A 21,262-nucleotide genomic window follows, 5' to 3' on the forward strand; every position below is an offset into this window, starting at 1 on the left:
CGTTAGGGTGGCGGCATGCTCTGACGCCGGCCCGCAGCCCGGGCACCCCCGCCCCCTCCTTCGTCACCCGTACCGCATCCGGATCCGGACCACGAAGGAGTACCCCCTCATGACCACGTCGTCCCCGATCGACGTGCCGGACGCGTTCGCCGCGTCCTACGGCGCGCACGGTGCCGCCGAGCGCGCCTGGCTCGCCGGACTCCCCGCGCTCGGCGCGGAGTTCCTCGACCGCTGGGCGCTGCGGCCGGACGGCCCCGCCCGCTACGGCATGGCCTCGCTCGTGCTGCCCGTACGGCGCGCGGACGGCACCCCGGCCGTGCTCAAGCTCCAGCGGGCCAGGGAGGAGACCACGGGCGCCACCGCCGGGCTGCGGGCCTGGTGCGGCGACGGCATCGTGCGCCTGCTCGACCACGACGAGGCGACCACCACCCAGCTGCTCGAACGGCTCGACGCCCGGCGCCCGCTGTCCTCGCTGCCCGACGCCACCGCGGCGCTGGAGATCCTGGCCGGGCTGCTGGCCCGGCTGGTGGCGGTGCCCGCCCCGCCGGGCCTGCGGCACCTCGCCGACGTCGCCGCCGACCTGCTCGCCCGGGCGCCGCGGGCCGCCCGGGCGCTCCACGACCCGGACGAGCGGCGGCTGGTGCGCACCTGCGCCGCCGCGGTGGCCGAACTGCTGGGCGAGAGCGGGGACCGGCTGCTGCACTGGGACCTGCACTACGACAACGTGCTGGCCGGGGAGCGCGAGCCGTGGCTGGCCATCGATCCCGAACCCCTGGCCGGCGACCCCGGTTTCGAGCTGCTGCCGGCCCTGGACAACCGCTGGGCGGAGGTGGTGGCCACCGGCGACGTGCGGCGGGCGGTGCTGCGCCGCTTCGACCTGCTCACCGAGGCGGTCGGCCTGGACCGGGCCCGGGCCACCGGCTGGACGCTCGGGCGCGTCCTCCAGAACGCGGTGTGGGACGCCGAGGACGGCAGCACCGCCCTGGACCCGGCCCAGGTGGCCATCGCGGAGGCGCTGCTGAGCCGGTGACGGACGGCCGCGGCCGGGTTCCGCGGCGCGGCGGCGGTCTGCCATGCTGCCGGGCGGGGCACTCCCCCGCCCGGCGCGGGCACCGGGCCCGCCGCGGCCGGCCGAGGAAGGGGCAGCACATGGACGACACCGGCGCACCGGGCACCGGCTCCCCACCGGACGCCGCGCGGATCGCGCTGACCGATGCGGCCGCCGCACTGCTGCGGTCGCTGCGCGCCCGGCACGGGCCGCTGATGTTCCATCAGTCCGGCGGCTGCTGCGACGGGAGCGCGCCGATGTGCTATCCCGCCGGGGAGTTCCGGACCGGCGCGTCGGACGTGCTGCTGGCACGGCTGGCGGTGGCCGGGGTGCCGGAGCCGGTGGACTTCTGGATGTCGGCCGAGCAGTTCGCCCGCTGGCGGCACACCCATCTGACGGTGGACGTCGTACCGGGGCGGGGCAGCGGCTTCTCGCTGGAGGCGCCGGACGGGGTGCGCTTCCTGATCCGCTCGCGGCTCCTGACCGAGGAGGAGCGGGTGCGGCTCGGCGGCTGAGCGGCGGTCCCGCGGCGGCATGGGTGAGGCCCCGCGCACGGGGGAGAACGCGGGGCCTCACCGGGAACAACGGGCGGCGGAGCGCCGGGGTTCCCGGTCGGCGCGGAATCCGCGGAAATTTTTTCCGCCGGCCCGGACGCGCCCGGGAGCCCGCGCCCCTTACGGTTCGTCCTGGACCAGCCGTTCCAGGAGTTCCTGGAACTCGCGGTCCACCACCACCCGCAGGCCGTCGCCGTCCGGTTCGCTCAGCGGGGTCATCATTCCGCGGCGCCACCAGTAGACCCGGGGGCTGATCGCGCCCGCCGCGTCCTCGTGGCCGGCCGCCGCGAACTGCGCCATCGACTGGAGCGCCGGGATGACCTGGGCGTCCTGGATGCGGTGGAAGGCCAGCTGGTGGCGGAAGGGCAGGGCGACCAGGGCGCCGTCCGGGGTGAGGCCGGTGCCCAGCAGGCGCTCGACGAGGTCCTCCAGGACCAGGACGCGGCTGGCCGTGAAGAAGGAGTCGCCGAGCAGCACCTCGAACGCCGAGCCGTCGCCGCGCCGCACCGTCTCGTGCCCTTCGACGGGCAGGGCGCGGAGGTTGTTCATCGCCCGGATGCGGAGTTCGGCGACGTCGCCGAGGTCGGCGAGCGAGTCCTCGCTGAGCATCTGCACCGCCTCGGGCAGGTCCAGGGCGAGCACTTCGCGCAGCCCGGGGGCCGGCTGGCGGCCGTAGCGGAAGGAGTCGGAGGCGGGCAGCGTCTCCTGGGCGACGATGCGGGGGTAGAGGCAGGCGCGGATCTCGTCCTGGGAGAGGATCTCCAGCGGCTGCGGGCCGTCCATGGTGCGCAGCACCTTGCCGACGTGGTCGCGGATCAGGGCGGGCCAGCTGCGCTCGCCGCGCCGGTCGCGGTGGCAGACGGCGGCCAGATTGCCCAGGCCGAACTGGCGGCCGGCGGAGTCGGTGACCACCCCGGCGTACGCGGTGACCTCCAGGCCGCGCTCGGCGAACGCCTGCCGGACCTGGGATCTGAAGACCCGCCCCTCGCGTTCGGAGAAGAAGCTGAACTCCTCGTCGCGTGCGAGGTCGCGGGGATCCCGCTTCGGTCCTCGGCGGAACAGACCCATTCTTCCTCCCGGCTGCGGCCGGCCGCATCGGCCCTTGAATGCGCCGATGGTAACGGGTGGCCCTGACCGCGGCGCCGCCCCGCGGCCGGGGACGGGCCGCGGGGCGACGGGTGGTGCCGGTGAGCGGAGGTGAGCGGAGAGGGGGAAGGGGGAAGGCCGGTGCGGGGGTGCGGTCCGGTCAGTTGATGGTGACGTCGATGCAGGCGTAGAAGGCGTTGGCGGTGTCGGCGATGTTCCAGACCGCCAGGATCTTCTGCTTGCCCTTGATGCCGCCGAAGTTGACGGTGTGCGAGACCTCGGCCGGGGGCTGCTTGCCGCCGCCGCTGATCTCGGCGACCTTCTGCCCGTTGGCGAAGTACTGCCAGTTGCTGGTGGCGTGCCGGGCCGTGAAGCGCCAGGTGAAGGTCTGGGTGCTGCTGATCGGGGTGACCTTCCAGCCCTTGGCGTCGTCGTCGAGGTCGGCGAACTGGCTGTTGCCGCCGCTGCAACTGGTCAGGCCCTTGGGCCCTTCGACGCTCTGCGGCTCCCACTTGATGGGGCCGCAGTTGACGGTGCCGGCCGCGCACTGGGCCTGCCGGCTGGGCGGGGAGGAGACGTAGCCGTGCGCGCTGGCCGGGCCGGCCGGCAGGCTGACCACGAGGAGGGGGGCGATGCCGGCGCCGATGGCGAGGGCCAGCCTTCTTTTCTTGTTCATGTCAACCCTTTCGCGTAGGGGGGTGGATGACGCGAGGGTGTACCGAGGGGATTGGTCTAGACTTAACGTGCTGACCGCGTACCGTCAAGAGGTCGGACGCGTACCGGGGGCACTGGACGCCCGGACCACCAGTTCCGGGGCGAGCCGCACCGTGCGGACCGGGCGGCGGGGGCCGGGCACCGGCGCGCCTGCCGGACGGCGCACCAGCAACCGCGCGGCCTCGGCGGCGAGTTCGGCGACCGGCTGGCGGACGGTGGTGAGCGCCGGATCGGCGAGCCCGGCCAGCGGGATGTCGTCGAAGCCGGTGACCGCGACGTCCCCGGGGACCTCCGCGCCGAGTTGCCGCAGGCGTTGCAGCGCACCGGCCGCGATCAGGTCGTTGGCGCACACCACGGCGTCCGGCCGGGCGGGCCAGAGGCGGTCGACGGCGGCCCGGCCCCACTCCACCGAGAAGTCGCCGAGCACCGCGCGTTCCGGCGCGGCCGGGTCCAGGGCGGCCGCGCCCGCCGCGTAGGCCGCGCGCCGCTCGGCCGCCGCCGAGGCGGTCCCGGCCGCGCCGATGAAGCAGGGGCGGCGGCGGCCGGTGGCGGCCAGGTGGTCCAGCACGAGGGCCATGCCGGCGGCGTTGTCGACCGCGACCGAGTCGGCGACACCGGGGCCGCAGCCGCGGTCCAGCAGCACCAGCGGCACCCGCGCCGCGGCGGCGGCCACCGCCTCCCGGCTGCGCCGCTCGTCGACCGGGATCAGCAGCAGGGCGTCCACCCGGCGGCCGAGCAGCGCGCCGATCCGGGCGGCCTCGGTCGCCGGGTCGTCGTCGCAGTCGGCGAGCAGCACGGCCCGGCCCGCGGCGTGCAGCGCGTGCTCCAACTCCCGTACGAGGGTGGGGAAGAAGGGGTTGGTGATCTGCGGGAGGACCAGGCCGACGGTGCCGGTGGAGCGGCTGCGCAGGGCGCGGGCGACCTCGTTGGGGCGGTAGCCCAGGCGCTCCGCCGCCTCGCGTACGGCACGGGCGGTCTCGGCGCCGACCGGGCGGGTGCCGGCCAGCACCCGGGAGACGGTGGCGACGGAGCAGCCCGCCGCCCGCGCGACGTCCCGCAAGGTCACTTCGGCCACGGCGGCGTGCCCTTCCACTACGGGGCGGCGGGCCGCTCGGACGGCGCCGTCCCGGAACGATGGCGGCAAACGTTATCACCGCCCGTGCACAGACGTACCAGTTCCGTGCCGTCGGTACCAGCAGCTGAGCAGGTCGCCTGGCTCACACTTCCTTGACATTTCATTGACATCTCCGCGCGGGATGGGCGAAATTTCCGGAGAACGTTTTCCCTGGGTAGCAGCCCCCGGTGCCCGCACCGGCTCCACCGGAGCGGCTGACGCCGCGCCCCTGGTCGGGACGCACCGGAGATCGAGTTCACCCCGCTTGACCGTCCCGCAGAGCAAAGGGGCTCTCCCGTTGGCCAGAAAGATCATCCTCGACTGCGACCCGGGGCATGACGACGCGATCGCCATGCTCCTGGCCCACGGCAATCCCGACGTGGAGCTGGTCGCCGTGACGACCGTGGTCGGGAACCAGACGCTGGAGAAGGTGACCCGCAACGCGCTGTCGGTGGCGGCCATCGCCGGCATCACCGGTGTGCCGTTCGCCGCGGGCAACCCGCGGCCGCTGGTCCGGTCCATCGAGACCGCTCCGGACATCCACGGCGAGACCGGCCTCGACGGGCCCGAGCTGCCCGAGCCCGCCTTCGAGCTGGACCCCCGGCACGCGGTCGACCTGATCATCGACACCGTGATGTCCCACGAGCCGGGCGAGATCACCCTCGTCCCGACGGCCGGCCTGACCAACATCGCGATGGCCGTGCGCAAGGAGCCCCGGATCGCCGAGCGGGTGCGCGAGGTCGTCCTGATGGGCGGCGGCTACCACGAGGGCAACTGGAGTGCGGTCGCCGAGTTCAACATCATCATCGACCCCGAGGCCGCGCACATCGTCTTCAACGAGAAGTGGCCGGTCACCATGGTCGGCCTGGACCTCACCCACCAGGCGCTGGCCACCCCCGAAGTCGAGGCGCGGATCGCCGCGCTGGGCACCGGGCCGTCGAGGTTCGTGCTGGAGCTGCTCGACTTCTTCCGCGAGGCGTACCGGGAGAACCAGGGCTTCGAGTTCCCGCCGGTGCACGACCCGTGCGCGGTCGCGTACGTGATCGACCCGGACGTGATGACCGTCCGCAAGGCGCCGGTGGACATAGAGCTGCGCGGCGCGCTGACGCTGGGCATGACGGTGACCGACTTCCGCGCACCGGCGCCCGCCGACTGCCACACCCAGGTCGCGGTCGAGCTCGACCACGAGCGGTTCTGGAACCTCGTGGTGGACGCCCTGGAGCGGATCGGCGAAGGCCGGGCATGAACGTCTCCACCGCACCGCGTACCACCCTCCCCGGCGGCGGGTCCGGCGTCCGGATCGGCGTGCTGGTCACGGCGCTGCTCACGGCCTGTTTCGCCTTCCAGCTGAACGCCAGCATGCTCAGCCCGGCGCTGAAGAGCATCGAGGACTCGCTCGGTGCCAGCTCCGCCGAGGTGGGCATGACCCAGACCGCGTTCTTCACCTCCGCGGCGCTGTTCTCACTGTTCCTGCCCCGGCTGGGCGATGTGCTCGGCCGGCGCCGGGTGCTGGCCGGGATGCTCGCCCTGATGGCGGTCGGCTGCGTCGTCGCGGCGCTGGCGACCGGCATCCCGATGCTGTTCGCCGGGCGGATCATCCAGGGCGTCAGCGGACCGGTGGTCCCGCTGTGCCTGATCATGCTGCGGGTCGAGGTCAAGGAGCCGAAGAAGTACGGCACGCTGCTGGGCGTGATCACCGCCGTGAACGGCGGGATCGCCGGTGTCGACTCGCTGGCCGGCGGCTACCTCGCCGACCACCACGGCTTCCAGTCGGTGTTCTGGGCGATGGCGGTGGTCGCCGCCGTGGCGACCTGCCTGGTGGCCACGCTGACCCCGGAATCCACGGCGCAGGCGGCGTCCCGGATGGACTGGCCGGGCGTCGCGCTGCTGGTCGTCTCGGTCGGCGCGCTGCTCATCGCCCTCAACGAGGCGGGCAAGCTCGCGGCCGCCAACTGGGCGCTGATCGCCGTCCTGCTCGTGCTGGCGGCCGGCGCGTTCGCGCTGTTCTGGCGGACCGAGGACCGCAGCCGGCACCCGCTGGTGGCCACCCGGCACCTCAAGCAGCGCGCCACCTGGTCGCTGCTGCTGACCACGGTGCTGACCATGACCGGTGTGTTCGCCGTGATGAACGGCCTGATCCCGGCCTTCGCCCAGGACGCCCGGGCGGGCCTGGGGATGTCCGCCGAGCAGTCCGCGTGGTGGACGCTGTCGCCGTACGCGCTGGCGGGTCTCGCCATGGGCCCGGTGGCCGGCCGGCTGGCCGCGACCTTCGGCTACGGCCGGGTCCTGCGGCTGGGGCTCTTCGGGTCCGTGGGGTCGGTGGTGCTGATGCTGCTGACCATGCACAGCCAGTCGCACGTGCTGCTGCTGGTGACCTCGCTGCTGGTCGGCATCACGTACGCGGGCGTGGCCAACATCGTCCTCAACGGGCTCGGCATCGTCCTCTCCCCCGGCGAGAACCCCGGCTTCCTGCCCGGTCTGAACGCGGGCGCCTTCAACCTCGGCGCGGGGCTGAGCTTCGCGGCGCTGTATGCGGTCAAGACCGCGCTGACGCCCGCCGACCCGGCCTCGGCCGGCGGCTACACCGCGGGCCTGATCGCGGGTGTGGTGATCCTGGCGCTGGCGATCGCCGCGTCGTTCCTGATCCCGAAGCCGGTGGCCGCCGAGGCGCAGGACTGACCTGGCCCGGCGCCGCACCGACCGACCCGCCGCCCGCCGCTCCCCGGATCCCGGGAGCGGCGGGCGGCGGGGTGTTCGGGCCCCGCCTGCGTGGTACGCGTCCCCCGTACCCCTCCTCCGCCGTGTTGTCAGGGCGGGGGGAAAAGGGAGACTGGAACAGAAGGCAACGGAGGCAGCGTCATGGAACACGGTATGGACAAGACCGGTCCCGCCCGGGACGACATGATGAAGAAGCAGCTTCGGAGCCAGATGGCCGCGGACCGTTCGCTGCGCGCGGACGAGAGCCGGGACCTGGAGCCGGCCGGTGAGGACCAGCCGGCGGTGGCACCGGCACCGGAGAGCACCTACCGCGGCGGCACGCCGCACGGGATGTCCGAAGAGGACGTGGGGCTCCGCTCGGAGCTGGCGCAGTACCTGGGCCGCAGCGTCTACCCGGCCGAGCGGGGCGACATCATCCGCGCCCTGCGCCGCAACCACGCACCGGACCGCCTGGTGTCGATGGCCGAGCACCTGCCCGCCCACCACCGGTACAGCAATGTGCAGGGAATCGCCGAATCGCTCGGGCTGGGCACCGAGGACCGGCGCTCCTGAGGGCAGAGGAGGAGGGCGGCAGATGCCCGACGACGCCATGGGCGACGAGGTCTACCAGCCGCCCGCATCCGATCCGCAGGACATCCCCAACGACCTCGACATGGAGGACGCCCTGGACGAGCCGGGGCTGGACGAGGCCATGGACACCGGCTACTCGCCGCCGGAGCGCCCGTTCGTGGTGAACCACGAGGGCACCACCGCGCGCGAGCAGCACGAGCGCGAGTCCCTGGCCCACCGGCTCTCCGTGGAGCTGCCGGACATCCGCACCCCCGACGGCGACGGGATCGGCGATCTGCCGGACGGCGCCGGGGAGCCGTACGACGACCAGGTCGGCGAGGAGCGCGCCGGGCGGCTCGTCGGTTCCGACGAGGGGTTCTGGCGCGGGGGCGGCAGCAACGACATCATCGGCCGCGATGTCGGCATCGACGGGGGTGCGGCGTCCGCCGAGGAGGCCGCGGTGCACATCGCCCACGACGTGGGCGGAACGGTCGAGGACGAGGTCTGAACCTCCCGCCGACCCGCGAAAGCATCCGGAGAAAACCCTCCGCTTCGTTGCGGGAACGGCAACGGACTTTGCCGTGTGGCCGCCGGCCGCCGGAAGCTCTCCCCGTGACCGACACGAAGGAGAGCACGTCCATGGCGCACGGCAGCGGCGGCACCGGCACGGCGGTGCCGGACGAGGAGTTCTGGGACGCCCGGTACGCGGAACAGGACCGGATCTGGAGCGGGAACCCCAACGCCGCTCTCGTACGCGAGGTCGGCGGCCGGGCCCCGGGGACCGCGCTGGACCTGGGGTGCGGCGAGGGCGCCGACGCGATCTGGCTGGCCCGGCAGGGCTGGCGGGTGACCGCCGTCGACGTCTCGTCGGTGGCGCTGGACCGGGCCGCGGCGCAGGCGGCGGCGGCCGGGGTCGCGGACCGGATCGAGTGGCAGCGGCACGATCTGACCGCCTCGTTCCCCGAGGGCGGTTTCGACCTGGTGTCGGCGCAGTTCCTGCACGCGCCCGGGGAGGTGTTCCGGGCGGGCATCCTGCGGGCCGCGGCGTCCGCGGTGGCACCTGGGGGCGTCCTGCTGATCGTCGGGCACGCCGGGGCGCCGCCGTGGGAGCACGGGCACGCGCACGACCCCGCGCACCCGGTGGAGCGCTTCCCGTCGACCGGTGAGGTACTGGCGGCGCTGGCGCTCCCGGAGCAGGAGTGGGAGGTGCAGCGCAGCGAGGAGGTCGCGCACACCCGCACCGGTGGCGACGGGCAGCCGGTCGAGCGGGTCGACGCGGTGCTGAAGGTGCGGCGCAGAGGGTGAGTCCGGCTGTCCCCCGGCGGCGGCACGGGCCGCCGCCGGGGCGCGGGGGATCAGGCCGCCAGGACGGGCAGCGGCTTCTCGTAGAGCCAGGAGTGCAGCAGCGGCCGGACCGGGTGCCCGGCGCTGCGTTCGGCGTGCGCGAGGAAGGCGGCGGTGTCGGCGCTGGCGCCGCGGTGGGCGCCGTGCCAGTCGCGGAGCAGCGCGAAGAACCGGCTGTCGCCGACGGCCCGGCGGAGCGCGTGCAGGGCGCAGGCGCCGCGGACGTAGATCCGGTCGTCGAAGATCCGGCGCTGGCCGGGGTCGGCGATCCGCAGGTCCTGAGGCCGTGCGCGCAGCGCCTGCCACTCGTGCCGGGCGATCTCGTCGGCGGAGTCCTCGCCGATGTGCTCGGACCACAGCCACTCGGCGTAGGTGGCGAAGCCCTCGTTGAGCCAGATGTCCCGCCAGTCGCGCAGGCTGACGCTGTTGCCGAACCACTGGTGCGCGATCTCGTGGGCGACCAGGGTCTCGGCGCCGCGCTGCCCGTCGATGTGGTTGCTGCCGAAGACCGACCGGGTCTGGTTCTCGACCGGGGCGGCGAGTTCGGCGTCCACCACCACCGCCCCGTACGCCTCGAACGGGTAGCGGCCGAACCAGCCGGCGAAGGCGCGGAGCATCTCCGGCTGGCGGGCCAGGTCGAACGCCGCCTCCTGCGCCATCCACGCCGGGTAGGCGTTGTGCAGTGCGACCGGCGGGTGGTCCGGGCCGATGTGGGCGGTGCCGCTGTCGTGCCGGAAGCGGCCGGTGTAGAGCGCGGCGAGGTAGGGGGCCATGGGGCCGGGGTGGTGGTAGGTCCAGCACTCGCGGTGCCCGGTGCGGCGGCGTTCGCACAGGGTGCCGTTGGCCAGCGCGTGGTGGCCGTGCGGGACGGTGATCCGGAAGGTGAAGGCCGCCTTGTCGTCCGGGCGGTCGTTGCAGGGGAACCACGAGGGGGCGCCGAGCGGCTGGGAGGCGACCAGGGTGCCGCCGTGCGGGTCGCCGGTGCGGTCCCAGCCGATCGGGCCGAACGGGGAGCGGACCGGCCGGGGGCGGCCGCGGTAGCCGATCTCCACGGTGAAGCGGGTGCCGGCGGCCAGCGGGCGCGGGGTGGCCAGGTAGAGCTTGCCCTGCTGCTGGCGGGCCCGGACCCGGGTCCCGTCGATCCGGGCGGTGTGCGCGGTGAGCCGGGACAGGTCCAGTTCGACCCGGTCCAGCGGCTCGTTGGCCACCGCCTCGATGCGGGCCCGCCCGTCGAGGCTCGCACCGGCCGGCCGGTAGTCCAGGTGCAGGTCGTAGGAGAGGGTGTCGTGGGCGTGGGTGCCGTGGCGCGGGAAGTAGCGGCCGGTGGCCGGGCCGGCCAGGCCGTCCGCGACGGTGGCGGCGAGCGGGAGCAGTGCGGCGCCCCGGAGCAGGGCGCGGCGGCTGCATCGGGTCATGCCGCCGCACCGCCCTGCGCGGGGGCCGCGGCGGGGCGCGGCGGGCGGGCGCCGGCGATCGGGTTGCCGCCCCACCGGGTGTGCGCGGGGACCGTCTCGCCGCGCATGACCAGGGAGGACGGCGCGATCGAGGCGCGGGCGCCGACGTCGGTGCCGGGGAGCACGATGCCGTGCGGGCCCAGCGAGGCGCCCTCGGCCATGCGGACGGCGTCCAGCCGCATGATCCGGTCGTGGAAGAGGTGGGTCTGTAGGACGCAGCCGCGGTTGACGCTGACCCCGTCGCCGAGGCTGACCAGGTCGGTCTCGGGCAGCCAGTAGCTTTCCAGCCAGACCCCGCGCCCGATCTTGGCGCCCAGGGTGCGCAGCCACCAGTTGAGGACCGGGGTGCCGGTGAAGGCGCCGGCCATCCAGGGCACGGCGAGGGATTCCACGAACGTGTCGTAGAGCTCGTTGCGCCAGACGAACGCGGACCACAGCGGGTGTTCGCCGGTGGTGAACCGGCCGACCAGCAGCCACTTGGCGAGCGTGGTGGTGAGCAGGGCGGTCAGCCCGGCGGCGAGCAGCAGCGGCGCGCCGACCAGCGCGGCCAGGCCGAGGCCGCCGGTGGCGAAGGCGTCCTGCTCGGTGAGGAGTACGCCCTCGGCGAGTGCGACGCCGCAGATCAGCGGCAGGATCCGGCACAGTTCGACGGCGGCGCGGGCCGCGACCAGGCGGCGCGGCGGGGCGAAGGTGCGGGCCGGGTCGGCCTCGGCGGCGACCCGGGGCAGCGGCATGGCGGGCCGGCCGAGCCAGGACTGGCCGGGTTCGCCGTGCGCGGGGGCGTTGGAGAGCACGCCGACCAGGCTGTGGTCGGGGACGTCGTGGCCGGGGTCGACGATGCCGGAGTTGCCGACGAAGGCCCGGCGGCCGATCCGGACGGTGCCCAGCCGCAACCAGCCGCCGCGGAGTTCGTAGGGGGCGACGAGGGTGTCGTCGGCGAGGAAGGCGCCGTCCTCGACGTGCAGGAGGGAGGGCAGCGGCAGCACGGTGGAGATCTCGGCGTGCTTGCCGACCCGGGCGCCCAGCAGGCGCAGCCAGTGCGGGGTGGCGAGGCTGGCGTAGAGCGGGAAGAGGCTGCCGCGGGCGCCGTCGAGGAGACGGGTCACCAGCCAGGCCCGCCAGGCGACGCCGCCGGTGGCCGGGTGCAGGCCCGGGGTGATGCCGCGGCCCAGGATCCGGACCGCCGCGGCGGTGACCAGGATGGAGCAGCCGGTGGTGACCAGCGCGAAGGCGGGGGCGGCGGCCAGCAGGCGGAGCGTCGCGGCGGACAGCGTGGCGCAGTCGCGGACCAGGAAGTACGCGGCGATCAGCGCGGGGGCGGCGGTGAGCAGGGCGAGCAGCGGCAGGCCGAGCAGGGTGAGTCCGTAGGCGGCGGTCCAGCGGCGGGAGCGCCGGTGGCGGGGCGCGGGCCAGGCGGGGCCGGCGATCCGTTCGGCGGCGCCGGCCGGGCGGGCCGGGGAGCCGGTCCAGCGGTCGCCGTCGGGGACGGTGCCGTCCAGGCAGCCGCCGGCGGCGAGCTCGGCGTGCGCGCCGAGGGCGGCGCCGGGCATCAGCATGCTGCGGTGCGCGACCCGGGCGCCGGGGCCGATCCGGACGGCGCCGATGTGCAGGGTGTCGCCGTCGAGCCACCAGCCGGAGATGTCGGCCTCGGGTTCGACGCTGCACCCGTCGCCGAGTTCGGCGAGGCCGGTGACCGGCGGCATGGTGTGCAGGGCGATGTCGCGTCCGGTGGTGCAGCCCAGGGCGCGGGCGTAGAGCCGGGCCCAGGGGGTTCCGAGGAGGGAGGGCACGCCGAAGGCGGCGACGGTGCGTTCGGCGGTCCACAGGCGCAGGTGGACGGCGCCGCCGCGGGGGTAGGCGCCGGGGCGGATGGTGCCGGCCAGCGCGCGGGCGGCCAGCGCGCCGATCGCGCACCGCAGGGGGGCGCTGAAGAGCACCACCCAGCCCGCGATCACCAGCCACCAGGCGGTGTGCGGGGCCCAGACGTGCGGGGCGAGCAGGCCCAGCACGTTGTCGGCGAGCGCCAGTCCGACCAGTCCGCGCAGACCGGCGACGCCGTACAGCGCGGTCTGGACGAGGAGTTGGACGGCGGCGGCGCGGCGCGGGACGGGGCGGACCGGGCGGGCCTCGCCGACCGGGCCGCCGAGCGAGTCGAGGTGCTCGGCCATGTCGCGGAGCACCGGGTGGCGGTAGAGGTCGGCGACCGAGACGCCGGGGTGGTGGGCGCGGAGCATCGACGCCATCCGGGCGGCGGCCAGGCTGGTGCCGCCGAGGGCGGTGAAGTCGCTGTCCGGTCCCGGCCGGACGCCGAGGAGTTCCTCCCAGACGCCGGCCAGGCGGGCGGCGGTGCCGTGCAGTTCGGGGGCGGGGCCGTCGGCGGCGGGCGCGGACGGCAGCGGCCAGGGCAGCGCCGCGCGGTCGACCTTGCCGGAGGTCCGGGTGGGCAGGCTGTCCACCTCGGCGAGGACCGGCACCAGTTGGGCCGGGAGCCGTTCCTGGAGCAGCGCCCTGGCCTTGTCCTGCTGGAAGCTGGAGCCGTCGGCGGTGCGCTGCGCGGGGACGACGTAGCCGACCAGGAGCTGGGTGCCGGCCGGGGTGGTCCGGACGGCCGCGGCGGCGCCGCGGACGCCGGGCAGGGCGGCCAGCGCGGCGTCGATCTCGCCCAGTTCGATCCGGCGGCCGCCGAGTTTGACCTGGTCGTCGGCGCGGCCGAGGAAGAGCAGGCCCTCGGGTTCGGCGCGTACGAGGTCGCCGGTGCGGTAGGCGCGGGCGGTGGCCAGGACGGTGTCGGGCCGGAAGCGGTCGGCGTCCTTGACCGGGTCGAGGTAGCGGGCGGTGCCGACCCCGCCGATGATCAGTTCGCCTTCTTCACCGTGCGCGACCGGGCGGCCCGCCGGGTCCACGACGGCGAGCTGCCAGCCCGCGAGGGGGAGGCCGATGCGGACCGGCTCCCCGGGCAGCAGGCGGGCGGCGCAGGCGACGACGGTGGTCTCGGTCGGGCCGTAGGTGTTCCACATCTCGCGGCCGGGCCGGGCGAAGCGGTCCACCAGCCCGGCCGGGCACGCCTCGCCGCCGACGATCAGCAGCCGGACCCGGCGCATCGCCTCGTCGGGCCAGAGGGCGGCGAGGGTGGGCACGGTGGAGACCACGGTGATCCCGCGCTCGACCAGCCAGGGGCCGAGTTCGTGCCCGGCCCGGACCAGGGAGCGCGGGGCGGGCACCAGGCAGGCGCCGTGCCGCCAGGCGAGCCACATCTCCTCGCAGGAGGCGTCGAAGGCGACCGACAGCCCGGCCAGCACCCGGTCGCCGGGGCCCAGCGGGCGGTCCTGGCAGAACAGGCCGGCCTCGGCGTCGACGAAGGCGGCGGCCGAGCGGTGGCTGACCGCGACGCCCTTGGGCGCGCCGGTCGAACCCGAGGTGAAGATGATCCAGGCGTCGTCCGCGGGGCCGGGCGGGCGCGGTGCGCCGGCGGGGCGGGCCGGGCCGTCGGCGGGGCCGCCGGGGCCGAGGACGGCGCAGACGGCGGCCTCCCCGAAGACGGTGGCGGCCCGCTCGTCGGGGTCGTCGGCGTCGACCGGGACGTAGGCGGCGCCGCTGCGCAGCACGGCGAGGATCGACAGGTACAGCTCGGCGGTACCGGAGGGCACGCGGACTCCGACCCGGTCGCCGGGGCCGATCCCGCGGTCCCTGAGCTGCCGGGCGCGGCGCTCGGTCTCGGTGCACAGGTCGCGGTAGGTGAGCGCCTCGGTGCCCGTGTCCAGGGCGATCGCCTGCGGGTGTGCGGCGGCGGTGGCGTCGAGCACGTCGAGCAGGGTCCGCGGGGCCGGGGTGCCGGCGGTGCGGTATACGGCCCGTTCGGGAAGGGGCTCGGACGGCTCGAAGGACGATTCGAGAAGGGGCGACGACATCGATATGCCTCTGTTCGGTGCCGGTGGGTGGAAACCCTCGGACGTTCGCCCCTACAGATGCCGCCGGTCCGGCGGCGGTTCGCGTGCCGGTATCCGAAATCCGCTAATCGAACGTGCTGTGAACGCGGCCACCGGCCCCTCGGGCAGACGGCGCCGGGAAACCGGCCGCGGCGCCTGACCACGACGTGGGAAAGAATTGACTCCGGGCGGGGATTGTTTTCGGGAACCCCTCCCGGTCACGACGAAACCGCAGGTCAGAGCCTTGCGGCCGATCGGTTACGGGTCCCGCGGTCAAGCCTTGGCCAATTAATTGCGCAACCGCGCAAGTGTTCATCGGTTTCTCATGGCGGCCTCATCAGGCCGTCATGACACCGCCATACCCTCGCAACGCGCCCGTCACACCTACCGGTCCGTCACCTTCCCGATCCGGCCCGGCCGCACGCTACTTGAGGATGTTCACCGCCCGCGCCACCACCAGAAGGACCGTCAGCAACGAGACCGCGGACTGGAGGAGCATCAGCAGCTTCGCCCAGCGGGTCAGCGGCATCACATCGGTCGGGCTGAACGCGGTGGCGTTGGTGAAGGACAGGTAGAAGTAGTCGGCGAACTGCGGCTCCCAGTGCTCCGGGGCCAGTTCCGGCGTCGCCATCTGCGGGAAGAGGAAGTCGGGGTAGCGCCGCACCGCGTGCGCCCGGGCGACCGGGCCGCCGCGGTCCCACTCCCAGTACCAGAGCGCGAAGGCGATGACGTTGGTGAGCCAGATGCCGCCGCCGGTCACCAGCAGCTGGCCGGCGTCGCTGCCCTCCGTCCCGCGCACCAGACCGGCCACCAGCAGCACCGCGGACCAGCCGTTGGCCGTACTGATCAGCGCGATCAGGGCCAGCCCCACCCACCGGTACAGCGCCGAGACCCGCTCGATGCGGTACGGGTCGGCCGCCACCAGCACCAGCACCAGCGCCGTCTCCAGCCCCGGCAGCAGCCACGCCGGGTGGATCGCCAGCCGCTCCGGCAGCAGCCACTGGAGGACCACCGCCACCAGGACCGCGACCGTCGACGGCCAGCGGGGCTCACCGCGGGTGACCCGCCGCCAGGCCGGGGGTCGCAGCCGCCGCCCGGCCGCCTCCACCCCCGACACGACGGGCGCCAGCAGCTCCTCGATGCGGTCCAGCCGCTCGGCCTCACTTCCGGGACGGCCCGGCTCACCGGGCCCGGACTCCTCCTGGGACATGCGGCTCATGCTCACCCGGCACCGCGGCGGTGTCCAGCGTCCGGTCCGCGCGGCGGAACCGGGTGGCCGCGTGGTGAAGAGCGGGTCAAAACTTGCACGATTGCGCAAGTGAGCCTCTCCGAGGGTCTACACTTCCAGAGGATTGACGAAGCGAGCACCTCGTTCGGTGAGGCGTCGCCACGGACACAGGCCACTGATCCCACCCGTCGAGAGACGCTCCGGATCAGGACAGGTCTCCCCGGCCCAAGGGGTGACCCCAGGTGGCTGCCCCCTCGGGGGACTACGCCGTGTCGTGCCAAAGCTCTGACGAGTAGGGGTGGCACCGGTCGACGGCGACCGGTCCGCTCCTTGCCGGATCGACGACGGCGCGCCCGGCGCGCCCCGGCCGGAAGGAGGCGAGAGACATGGATTGCAGTAGTCCGGGCCATCATCGGCCCCATTTCCGCCTGCCCTCGCATTCTTCCGGCACGCGGTAACCACCTTCCCTGCGCGGCTTCCCGCCGTGTCACGCCCCCGTGCGGCCCCGTGCCGCGACGGGCCGCCGTGCTGCGCGTCCGCGCAGGGAGGACGGCTGCCCCGCGCCACCGACCCGTCCCCCACCGGGGATCCGGAAGGTAGCCATGACCGAGACCACCGTCCACTCCGCGCACCCCGCCCCGCGCGCCACCGCCGTCCTGGACGACGCCCACACCGGCGACATCCGCGGCGCGCTGGGCACCATCCGGCACGACGACACCGCCCCGCGCAAGGGCCTGTCCGCCAAGCTCAAGACCCTGCTGGCCGTCGTCGGCCCCGGCCTGATCGTGATGGTCGGCGACAACGACGCCGGCGCCTTCGCCACCTACGGCCAGGCCGGCCAGAACTACGGCACCCACCTGCTGTGGACCCTGCTCCTGCTCATCCCCGTCCTGTACGTCAACCAGGAGATGGTGCTGCGGCTCGGCGCCGTCACCGGGGTCGGCCACGCCCGCCTGATCCTGGAGCGCTTCGGGAAGTTCTGGGGCGCCTTCTCCGTCATCGACCTGTTCCTGCTCAACGCCCTGACACTGGTCACGGAGTTCATCGGCATCACCCTGGCCGCCGGGTACCTTGGCCTGCCCCGGGCCGCCGCGGTCCTGCTCGCCGCCGCCGTGATCATCGCCTCCGCGTTCACCGGCTCGTTCCGCCGCTTCGAACGGGTCGCCATCGCGCTCTGCGCGGCCTCCCTGCTGCTGGTGCCCCTCTACTTCCTCGTCCACCCGCCCACCGGCCAACTGGCGCACGACTTCGTCGTCCCCCAACTCCCGGACGGCCCCGGCGGATTGTCCACCGTCATGCTGCTGATCATCGGCATCGTCGGCACCACCGTCGCCCCCTGGCAGCTCTTCTTCCAGCAGTCCTACGTCATCGACAAGCGCATCACCCCGCGCTTCCTGTCCTATGAGAAGGCCGACCTGTGGATCGGCATCGCGGTCGTCGTGATCGGCGCCGCCGCCCTGATGGGCTGCACCGCCGCGGCCTTCGCCGGCACGTCCGGCGCCGGCGCGTTCACCGACACCGCCGGGATCGCCCACGGCCTGGCCGCGCACGCCGGCAAGCTCGCCGGGGTGCTCTTCGCGATCGCCCTCCTGGACGCCTCGATCATCGGCGCCTTCGCGGTCTCGCTGTCCACCGCGTACGCCATCGGGGACGTGTTCGGCATCCGACACTCCCTGCACCGCGGCATCAAGGGCGCCAAGGGCTTCTACGCCGTCTACGCGGGCCTGGTCGCGGCCGCCGCGGCGATCGTCCTCATCCCCGGCTCCCCGCTCGGCCTGCTCACCGAGGGCGTGCAGACCCTCGCCGGCGTGCTGCTGCCGTCCGCCTCGGTCTTCCTGCTCCTGCTCTGCAACGACAAGGCCGTCCTCGGACCCTGGGTCAACGGCCGCGCCACGAACGCCTTCACGTCCCTCGTCGTCGCCGTCCTGGTCACCCTCTCCGTCATCCTCACCGCCGCGGTCCTCTTCCCCGACCTCGGCGCCGGCGCCATCCTGACCATCATGGCCTGCTGCGGCACGGCGGGCGTCCTGCTGCTGGGTTACGCCGCCCTGCGGCAGCGGCGCGGCAGGCGATCCCCCCACCCCCGCCCGGCGGCCCCCTCCCCCCACCCCGCCGACACCCCCCGTGCCGACTGGCGCATGCCGCCCCTCGCCACCCTCCCCGCCCCGACCTTCTCCCCCACCCGCAAGGCCGGCCTGACCGCCCTGCGGACGTATCTCCTGGTGGCGATGGTGCTGGTCGTGGTGAAGCTGGTGGAGGTGGGGATGGGGCAGTGAGGGGATGGGGCGCTGAGCGGCGGGCCCTCCTGACGGCCACCGGTGGTGACCGGGCACCTGAGCGGCCCGGCTCCGGCCCGGGGAAACCCCCGTTCCGGTTCGGGGCAACACTTTGACCTCCCTCGCGCACCGGACTCCTACCGGGGGGCCTTCCGCCGGGCCCCGTTGCGCCCTCCCCTCCCCTCCTCCTCGTCCCCCGAGGGCTTCGGCGGGGCGGGGAGGGGAGGGAAGGGCGCTGCGCGACGAGGACCCGCCGCTGTGCGGAGCCGCCGTCCGCTGACGTTGCCGTCAACTACTGCCGTCACCCCATGCAGAAGCCCCGCCAGGACACACCTGACGGGGTTTCAACTTTGCTGCGGCTATCCAGCGCGAGGGTCGCGGGATCGGGCAGCGAGGCTACACCTCACCCTCCAGCCAACGTTCGAACGGCGCGACCTCCGACAGTTCGGAATTGATCGCCTTCAACCCTCTGGCGAAGTCTTCGGCCAATTTCGAGAGCATCGCGACTAGCTCACTCCGCGCAACGCTCTCGCGCTCTGGGCTTGGAACCCATTTGGTCCGCGAATCGCAGTGAATCACCACGAGATCCCCGCTTGGACGGAAAGTCAAAGTCCTCTCGATGCCTTGCGAGTAGAGGTCAACTTCGACTTCGCGACGGTCGCGCACACCCACCAGAAGCGACGGGAGCTGCTCCATGAAGGCAGACAAGTCATACGCGACATCGAGCGGCCACTCATCACTCCCGAAGCCGCCAATGTGGAATGTGCTGCCTCCAGCGTCAGAGAGGACGCTACACGCCTCCATGACCAGGGTTTCGTAATCGTCACCCGGCTCCAGACCCGCTGAAGCGACAGCCACAGCACCAGTCGGCACGGCCGGATTGAACGACACAGAGAAGCTCATCTCTCCAGCCTCCTAGTTCGGACCAATGATCGGGAATCCCGTCTTGTACAACCCATTTGGACTCGGGACGATGGTAGCGGCCCGCACTTGGACGATACTCCCATCCGACATAATCACCTGCCCCAACCCGTCCGGAATGCGCACCGACCTGGGCCCGGCTCCTTCGACATGGAGTCCCTTCAAGAACTCTGCAGCGGCGTCATTGTCCAGCCACTGGCCTTGCTGATTCCCGGTGATACGAGCTCGATCGGTCAGAGCCTTCGTGTTCTTCGTTCCGGCGCCATGAGTCTTGAATGTATGACCCCACGTTTTAACGCTGTTGGAGGCCCAGTTCACGCAGCCGTTGCTGTTGTGAACCAAGACCGGAGTCTGCCCCGCCAGCACATAGTACGTGTGCTGCGCGACCCCTCTCTATCTGCGTATTCGCAGATCAGCGGCGCTTTTGGGTTCCGCCGGTGTCCGTGGTTGTGCGGGGGAATCCGTGGGTGTTGCCGTCGCTACTGCCGTCAGGGGCGCGGAGCGTGCGGTGGTGCTGCCGCTGGCGCGCTGTCGGCGCAGGGGGACTCTACTGCCAGGCTCCGGGCTCGGCGCGGACTATGGCGCGGACGGTCTGCTCGTAGTCCTGGTGGCCGGTGACGGCGCAGTGTTCGGCGATCCAGCGCGTCAGCTCGTCCGGGGTGTGCAGGGCGCCGGAGGTGGCGCCGCAGTTGCGTTCCTCGCCGGTGACTCAGAGCGCCGTGAAGGCCGGCAGCGCCAGAGGGTCCGGGGCGGTGGTCACGTGGTATTCGCGGAATCGGTAGCAGACTCGGGCGAGGCCATGCGGCGGCATGTCCGCGCTGTCAGACATCGCCGTCCCCGCCTTCCTCCGCCGCTTCGCCCTCCGAGTCGGGGAGGCGTTGCCCGCGCGAGTCGGCGACCCGGAGCGCGTCGGCGAGGGCTTCGGTCAACCGGCAGGCCAGCCAGCGGTATTCGGTGGCCGTCAGGATCTTCGCGCCGGGGGCCGTGGTGTCGCGGGCGTACTCCAGCAGTTCCTTGCTCATGCCGATCTGTACCGACTCGATGTTGTCGGCGAGGCTGGCGAGGTAGCCGTGGCCGTCGGTGCTGAGGTAGCAGGGTTTTCCCTCGGGGGTGGTCCACGGCAGCAGGCGCGGTCCGGTCAGTCCTGCTGCCGCGTCGTGGAGATCCCTGCGGCGCATGCGGTCCACGTCGCTCCTGGGCTGGTTCACCGTGTACCCCCGGGCCTGGTCACTGGTTGAGACACCAAGACCGTAGGTACTGATGAGCCGTCACTCCATGCATGCGCCAGGGCAGTTGGTGACGGACAGTGCGGAAAGTGCTGCGTTGCGTGGCAGTTAGCCGACGACGCCCAGGTGGTCTGCCATCTCGCGCATGTCGGCGGTGAGGGTGCGCTTGGGCTTCTTGAGGATCTCCTGCATGGTCTCGGCGGCCATCCGCTGGTGCCGCAGCCATTCCGGGGAGGCATGGCGGACACCGGCCAGACCGTGACGTACGTCCACGCGGTCCTCAAGTCCGCCCTGGAACACGCCGTGCGCGAGGACGAACTGCCGCGCAACGTCGCCCGGAACGTCAAGACAACCGCGCCCCGCCCCAGGCGCTTCCAGCCCCTCACCGCCGCCGAAGCCAGCCAACTCCTTCAAGCGGCCAACGGCGACCGGCTTCACGCCCTGTACGAACTCGCTCTGCGCACCGGACTCCGTAAGGGCGAACTCCTCGGGCTGCACTGGGAAGACCTCGACCTCGATGGCGGCACCGCCACCATCCACCGCTCCCTCCAGCGCACCCGAAGCCAGGGCCTGACCGTCTTGCATACCAAGACCCTGGCCTCCGAGCGGCGCATCGCCCTCCCCACCGAATGCCTGAGCTCCCTCAAGATCCACCAGGAAGAGCAGCAGGCAGAGCGCCAGGCGGCCGGAACGAGCTGGACGGACAACGGACTCATCTTCACTACCCCGAAGGGCAGGCCGCTCGATCCCGGCAACCTGACCCGCCGCTTCCGCCGCCTCCTCCACAACGCAGGACTTCGGACGATCCGCTTCCACGACCTCCGACACTCGACCGCCACCCTGCTCCTGGAGCAAGGCGTCGACCTCGTCGTCATCAAGGAACTCCTCGGCCACGCCCACATCGGCGTCACCGCCGGTGTCTACGCCCACGTACGGCTCCGCCTCCAACGCCAGGCCATCGACACCCTCGGGGGCATCCTCAGCCAGACCGACGCCCCGGACGACCCGCCCACCGCAGCCGTCGTCCGCTGACGTTGCCGTCACCGTTGCCGTCACAAGACGCCAGGCCCCGCCGGAGATCATTCCGGCGGGGCCTGATTAATC

17 protein-coding genes, 2 pseudogenes and 1 riboswitch are annotated in these 21,262 nt (G+C 73.2%); of the genes and pseudogenes, 9 read left to right on the top strand and 10 right to left on the bottom strand.

Translation table 11 applies throughout. The features are described from left to right. Positions 1-109 precede the first annotated feature (109 nt). The gene (locus tag MUU72_RS00790; RefSeq protein WP_248011089.1) at positions 110-1,030 is read left to right on the top strand and encodes an aminoglycoside phosphotransferase family protein; all 921 of its coding nucleotides are present in this window, start codon (positions 110-112) and stop codon (positions 1,028-1,030) included. 119 nt (positions 1,031-1,149) lie between these two features. Beyond that, on the top strand, positions 1,150-1,563 hold the full coding sequence (locus MUU72_RS00795) for a DUF779 domain-containing protein (RefSeq protein ID WP_248011090.1): 414 nt from the start codon (positions 1,150-1,152) through the stop codon (positions 1,561-1,563). Between the two features lie 159 nt (positions 1,564-1,722). On the opposite strand, the gene MUU72_RS00800 is transcribed toward MUU72_RS00795, so the two are convergent. The 3 genes from MUU72_RS00800 to MUU72_RS00810 form a co-directional block, all read right to left on the bottom strand. Then, positions 1,723-2,670, bottom strand: a complete 948-nt coding sequence (locus tag MUU72_RS00800) for a DUF1444 domain-containing protein (RefSeq protein WP_248011091.1) — start codon at positions 2,668-2,670, stop codon at positions 1,723-1,725. Positions 2,671-2,848: 178 nt separating this feature from the next. After that, positions 2,849-3,364: a lytic polysaccharide monooxygenase auxiliary activity family 9 protein gene (locus tag MUU72_RS00805; protein ID WP_248011092.1), complete on the bottom strand. Its 516-nt coding sequence runs from the start codon at positions 3,362-3,364 to the stop codon at positions 2,849-2,851. An 84-nt stretch (positions 3,365-3,448) separates the two neighbouring features. Next, a complete protein-coding gene (locus MUU72_RS00810) occupies positions 3,449-4,477 on the bottom strand; it encodes a LacI family DNA-binding transcriptional regulator (protein ID WP_248011093.1) in 1,029 nt (342 codons plus the stop codon). 337 nt (positions 4,478-4,814) lie between these two features. Between MUU72_RS00810 and uriH the strand changes: the two genes are divergently transcribed. The 5 genes from uriH (at position 4,815) to MUU72_RS00835 (ending at position 9,088) form a co-directional block, all read left to right on the top strand. Next, entirely contained in the window at positions 4,815-5,762 is a 948-nt protein-coding gene (gene uriH, locus MUU72_RS00815) for a uridine-preferring nucleoside hydrolase UriH (RefSeq protein WP_248011094.1), read from the top strand. Next, positions 5,759-7,195, top strand: a complete 1,437-nt coding sequence (uriT, locus tag MUU72_RS00820; protein ID WP_248011095.1) for a uridine transporter UriT — start codon at positions 5,759-5,761, stop codon at positions 7,193-7,195. The genes uriH and uriT overlap by 4 nt, the downstream gene beginning before the upstream one ends. 180 nt (positions 7,196-7,375) lie before the next feature. Further along, the gene (locus MUU72_RS00825) at positions 7,376-7,786 is read left to right on the top strand and encodes a DUF2795 domain-containing protein (protein ID WP_248011096.1); all 411 of its coding nucleotides are present in this window, start codon (positions 7,376-7,378) and stop codon (positions 7,784-7,786) included. Between the two features lie 22 nt (positions 7,787-7,808). Beyond that, positions 7,809-8,291: a DUF5709 domain-containing protein gene (locus MUU72_RS00830; protein WP_248011097.1), complete on the top strand. Its 483-nt coding sequence runs from the start codon at positions 7,809-7,811 to the stop codon at positions 8,289-8,291. A 131-nt stretch (positions 8,292-8,422) separates the two neighbouring features. Beyond that, entirely contained in the window at positions 8,423-9,088 is a 666-nt protein-coding gene (locus MUU72_RS00835) for a class I SAM-dependent methyltransferase (protein WP_248011286.1), read from the top strand. 50 nt (positions 9,089-9,138) lie between these two features. Here the strand turns inward: MUU72_RS00835 and MUU72_RS00840 are convergent, their stop codons facing one another. The 3 genes from MUU72_RS00840 to MUU72_RS00850 all read right to left on the bottom strand — a co-directional run bounded on the left by MUU72_RS00840 (position 9,139) and on the right by MUU72_RS00850 (position 15,717). After that, positions 9,139-10,542: a M1 family metallopeptidase gene (locus MUU72_RS00840; RefSeq protein WP_248011098.1), complete on the bottom strand. Its 1,404-nt coding sequence runs from the start codon at positions 10,540-10,542 to the stop codon at positions 9,139-9,141. Further along, positions 10,539-14,489: an epsilon-poly-L-lysine synthase Pls gene (gene pls / locus MUU72_RS00845; RefSeq protein WP_248011099.1), complete on the bottom strand. Its 3,951-nt coding sequence runs from the start codon at positions 14,487-14,489 to the stop codon at positions 10,539-10,541. The genes MUU72_RS00840 and pls overlap by 4 nt, the downstream gene beginning before the upstream one ends. A gap of 442 nt (positions 14,490-14,931) precedes the next feature. Continuing rightward, positions 14,932-15,717 carry a hypothetical protein gene (locus tag MUU72_RS00850; protein ID WP_248011100.1) on the bottom strand — a complete coding sequence of 262 codons (786 nt, stop codon included), beginning with the start codon at positions 15,715-15,717 and terminating at the stop codon, positions 14,932-14,934. Between the two features lie 151 nt (positions 15,718-15,868). After that, a riboswitch (M-box (ykoK) riboswitch) is annotated at positions 15,869-16,040 on the top strand. A 297-nt stretch (positions 16,041-16,337) separates the two neighbouring features. On the opposite strand from MUU72_RS00850, the gene MUU72_RS00855 reads away from it, so the two are divergent. Continuing rightward, positions 16,338-18,011 carry an NRAMP family divalent metal transporter gene (locus MUU72_RS00855; RefSeq protein WP_248011101.1) on the top strand — a complete coding sequence of 558 codons (1,674 nt, stop codon included), beginning with the start codon at positions 16,338-16,340 and terminating at the stop codon, positions 18,009-18,011. A gap of 396 nt (positions 18,012-18,407) precedes the next feature. Here MUU72_RS00855 and MUU72_RS00860 read toward each other — a convergent pair whose 3' ends face one another. The 4 genes and pseudogenes from MUU72_RS00860 to MUU72_RS00870 form a co-directional block, all read right to left on the bottom strand. Beyond that, positions 18,408-18,914 carry a hypothetical protein gene (locus MUU72_RS00860; protein WP_248011102.1) on the bottom strand — a complete coding sequence of 169 codons (507 nt, stop codon included), beginning with the start codon at positions 18,912-18,914 and terminating at the stop codon, positions 18,408-18,410. 565 nt (positions 18,915-19,479) lie between these two features. Further along, positions 19,480-19,611: pseudogene (locus MUU72_RS35980) on the bottom strand (DUF7848 domain-containing protein); the annotation flags it as partial. Positions 19,612-19,753: 142 nt separating this feature from the next. After that, the gene (locus MUU72_RS00865) at positions 19,754-20,110 is read right to left on the bottom strand and encodes a hypothetical protein (RefSeq protein ID WP_282503504.1); all 357 of its coding nucleotides are present in this window, start codon (positions 20,108-20,110) and stop codon (positions 19,754-19,756) included. Positions 20,111-20,266: 156 nt separating this feature from the next. Continuing rightward, on the bottom strand, positions 20,267-20,431 hold the full coding sequence (locus tag MUU72_RS00870; protein WP_308403759.1) for a hypothetical protein: 165 nt from the start codon (positions 20,429-20,431) through the stop codon (positions 20,267-20,269). Between MUU72_RS00870 and MUU72_RS00875 the strand changes: the two are divergent. After that, positions 20,414-21,190: pseudogene (locus MUU72_RS00875) on the top strand (tyrosine-type recombinase/integrase); the annotation flags it as partial. The gene MUU72_RS00870 and the pseudogene MUU72_RS00875 overlap by 18 nt on opposite strands. Between the last annotated feature and the right edge of the window lie 72 nt (positions 21,191-21,262).

Source organism: Streptomyces rhizoryzae (assembly GCF_023155275.1).
Classification (GTDB): domain Bacteria; phylum Actinomycetota; class Actinomycetes; order Streptomycetales; family Streptomycetaceae; genus Streptomyces; species Streptomyces rhizoryzae.

Excerpts from the sequence above, each read along its gene's own strand:
- MUU72_RS00825 (WP_248011096.1), top strand. The coding sequence starts at position 7,376 with ATGGAACACGGTATGGACAAGACCGGTCCCGCCCGGGACGACATGATG.
- uriT (WP_248011095.1), top strand. The coding sequence starts at position 5,759 with ATGAACGTCTCCACCGCACCGCGTACCACCCTCCCCGGCGGCGGGTCC.
- MUU72_RS00790 (WP_248011089.1), top strand. The coding sequence starts at position 110 with ATGACCACGTCGTCCCCGATCGACGTGCCGGACGCGTTCGCCGCGTCC.
- pls (WP_248011099.1), bottom strand. The coding sequence starts at position 14,489 with ATGTCGTCGCCCCTTCTCGAATCGTCCTTCGAGCCGTCCGAGCCCCTT.
- MUU72_RS00865 (WP_282503504.1), bottom strand. The coding sequence starts at position 20,110 with ATGCGCCGCAGGGATCTCCACGACGCGGCAGCAGGACTGACCGGACCG.
- MUU72_RS00855 (WP_248011101.1), top strand. The coding sequence starts at position 16,338 with ATGACCGAGACCACCGTCCACTCCGCGCACCCCGCCCCGCGCGCCACC.
- MUU72_RS00860 (WP_248011102.1), bottom strand. The coding sequence starts at position 18,914 with ATGAGCTTCTCTGTGTCGTTCAATCCGGCCGTGCCGACTGGTGCTGTG.
- MUU72_RS00830 (WP_248011097.1), top strand. The coding sequence starts at position 7,809 with ATGCCCGACGACGCCATGGGCGACGAGGTCTACCAGCCGCCCGCATCC.
- MUU72_RS00800 (WP_248011091.1), bottom strand. The coding sequence starts at position 2,670 with ATGGGTCTGTTCCGCCGAGGACCGAAGCGGGATCCCCGCGACCTCGCA.
- MUU72_RS00850 (WP_248011100.1), bottom strand. The coding sequence starts at position 15,717 with ATGTCCCAGGAGGAGTCCGGGCCCGGTGAGCCGGGCCGTCCCGGAAGT.
- MUU72_RS00795 (WP_248011090.1), top strand. The coding sequence starts at position 1,150 with ATGGACGACACCGGCGCACCGGGCACCGGCTCCCCACCGGACGCCGCG.
- MUU72_RS00835 (WP_248011286.1), top strand. The coding sequence starts at position 8,423 with ATGGCGCACGGCAGCGGCGGCACCGGCACGGCGGTGCCGGACGAGGAG.
- MUU72_RS00840 (WP_248011098.1), bottom strand. The coding sequence starts at position 10,542 with ATGACCCGATGCAGCCGCCGCGCCCTGCTCCGGGGCGCCGCACTGCTC.
- MUU72_RS00805 (WP_248011092.1), bottom strand. The coding sequence starts at position 3,364 with ATGAACAAGAAAAGAAGGCTGGCCCTCGCCATCGGCGCCGGCATCGCC.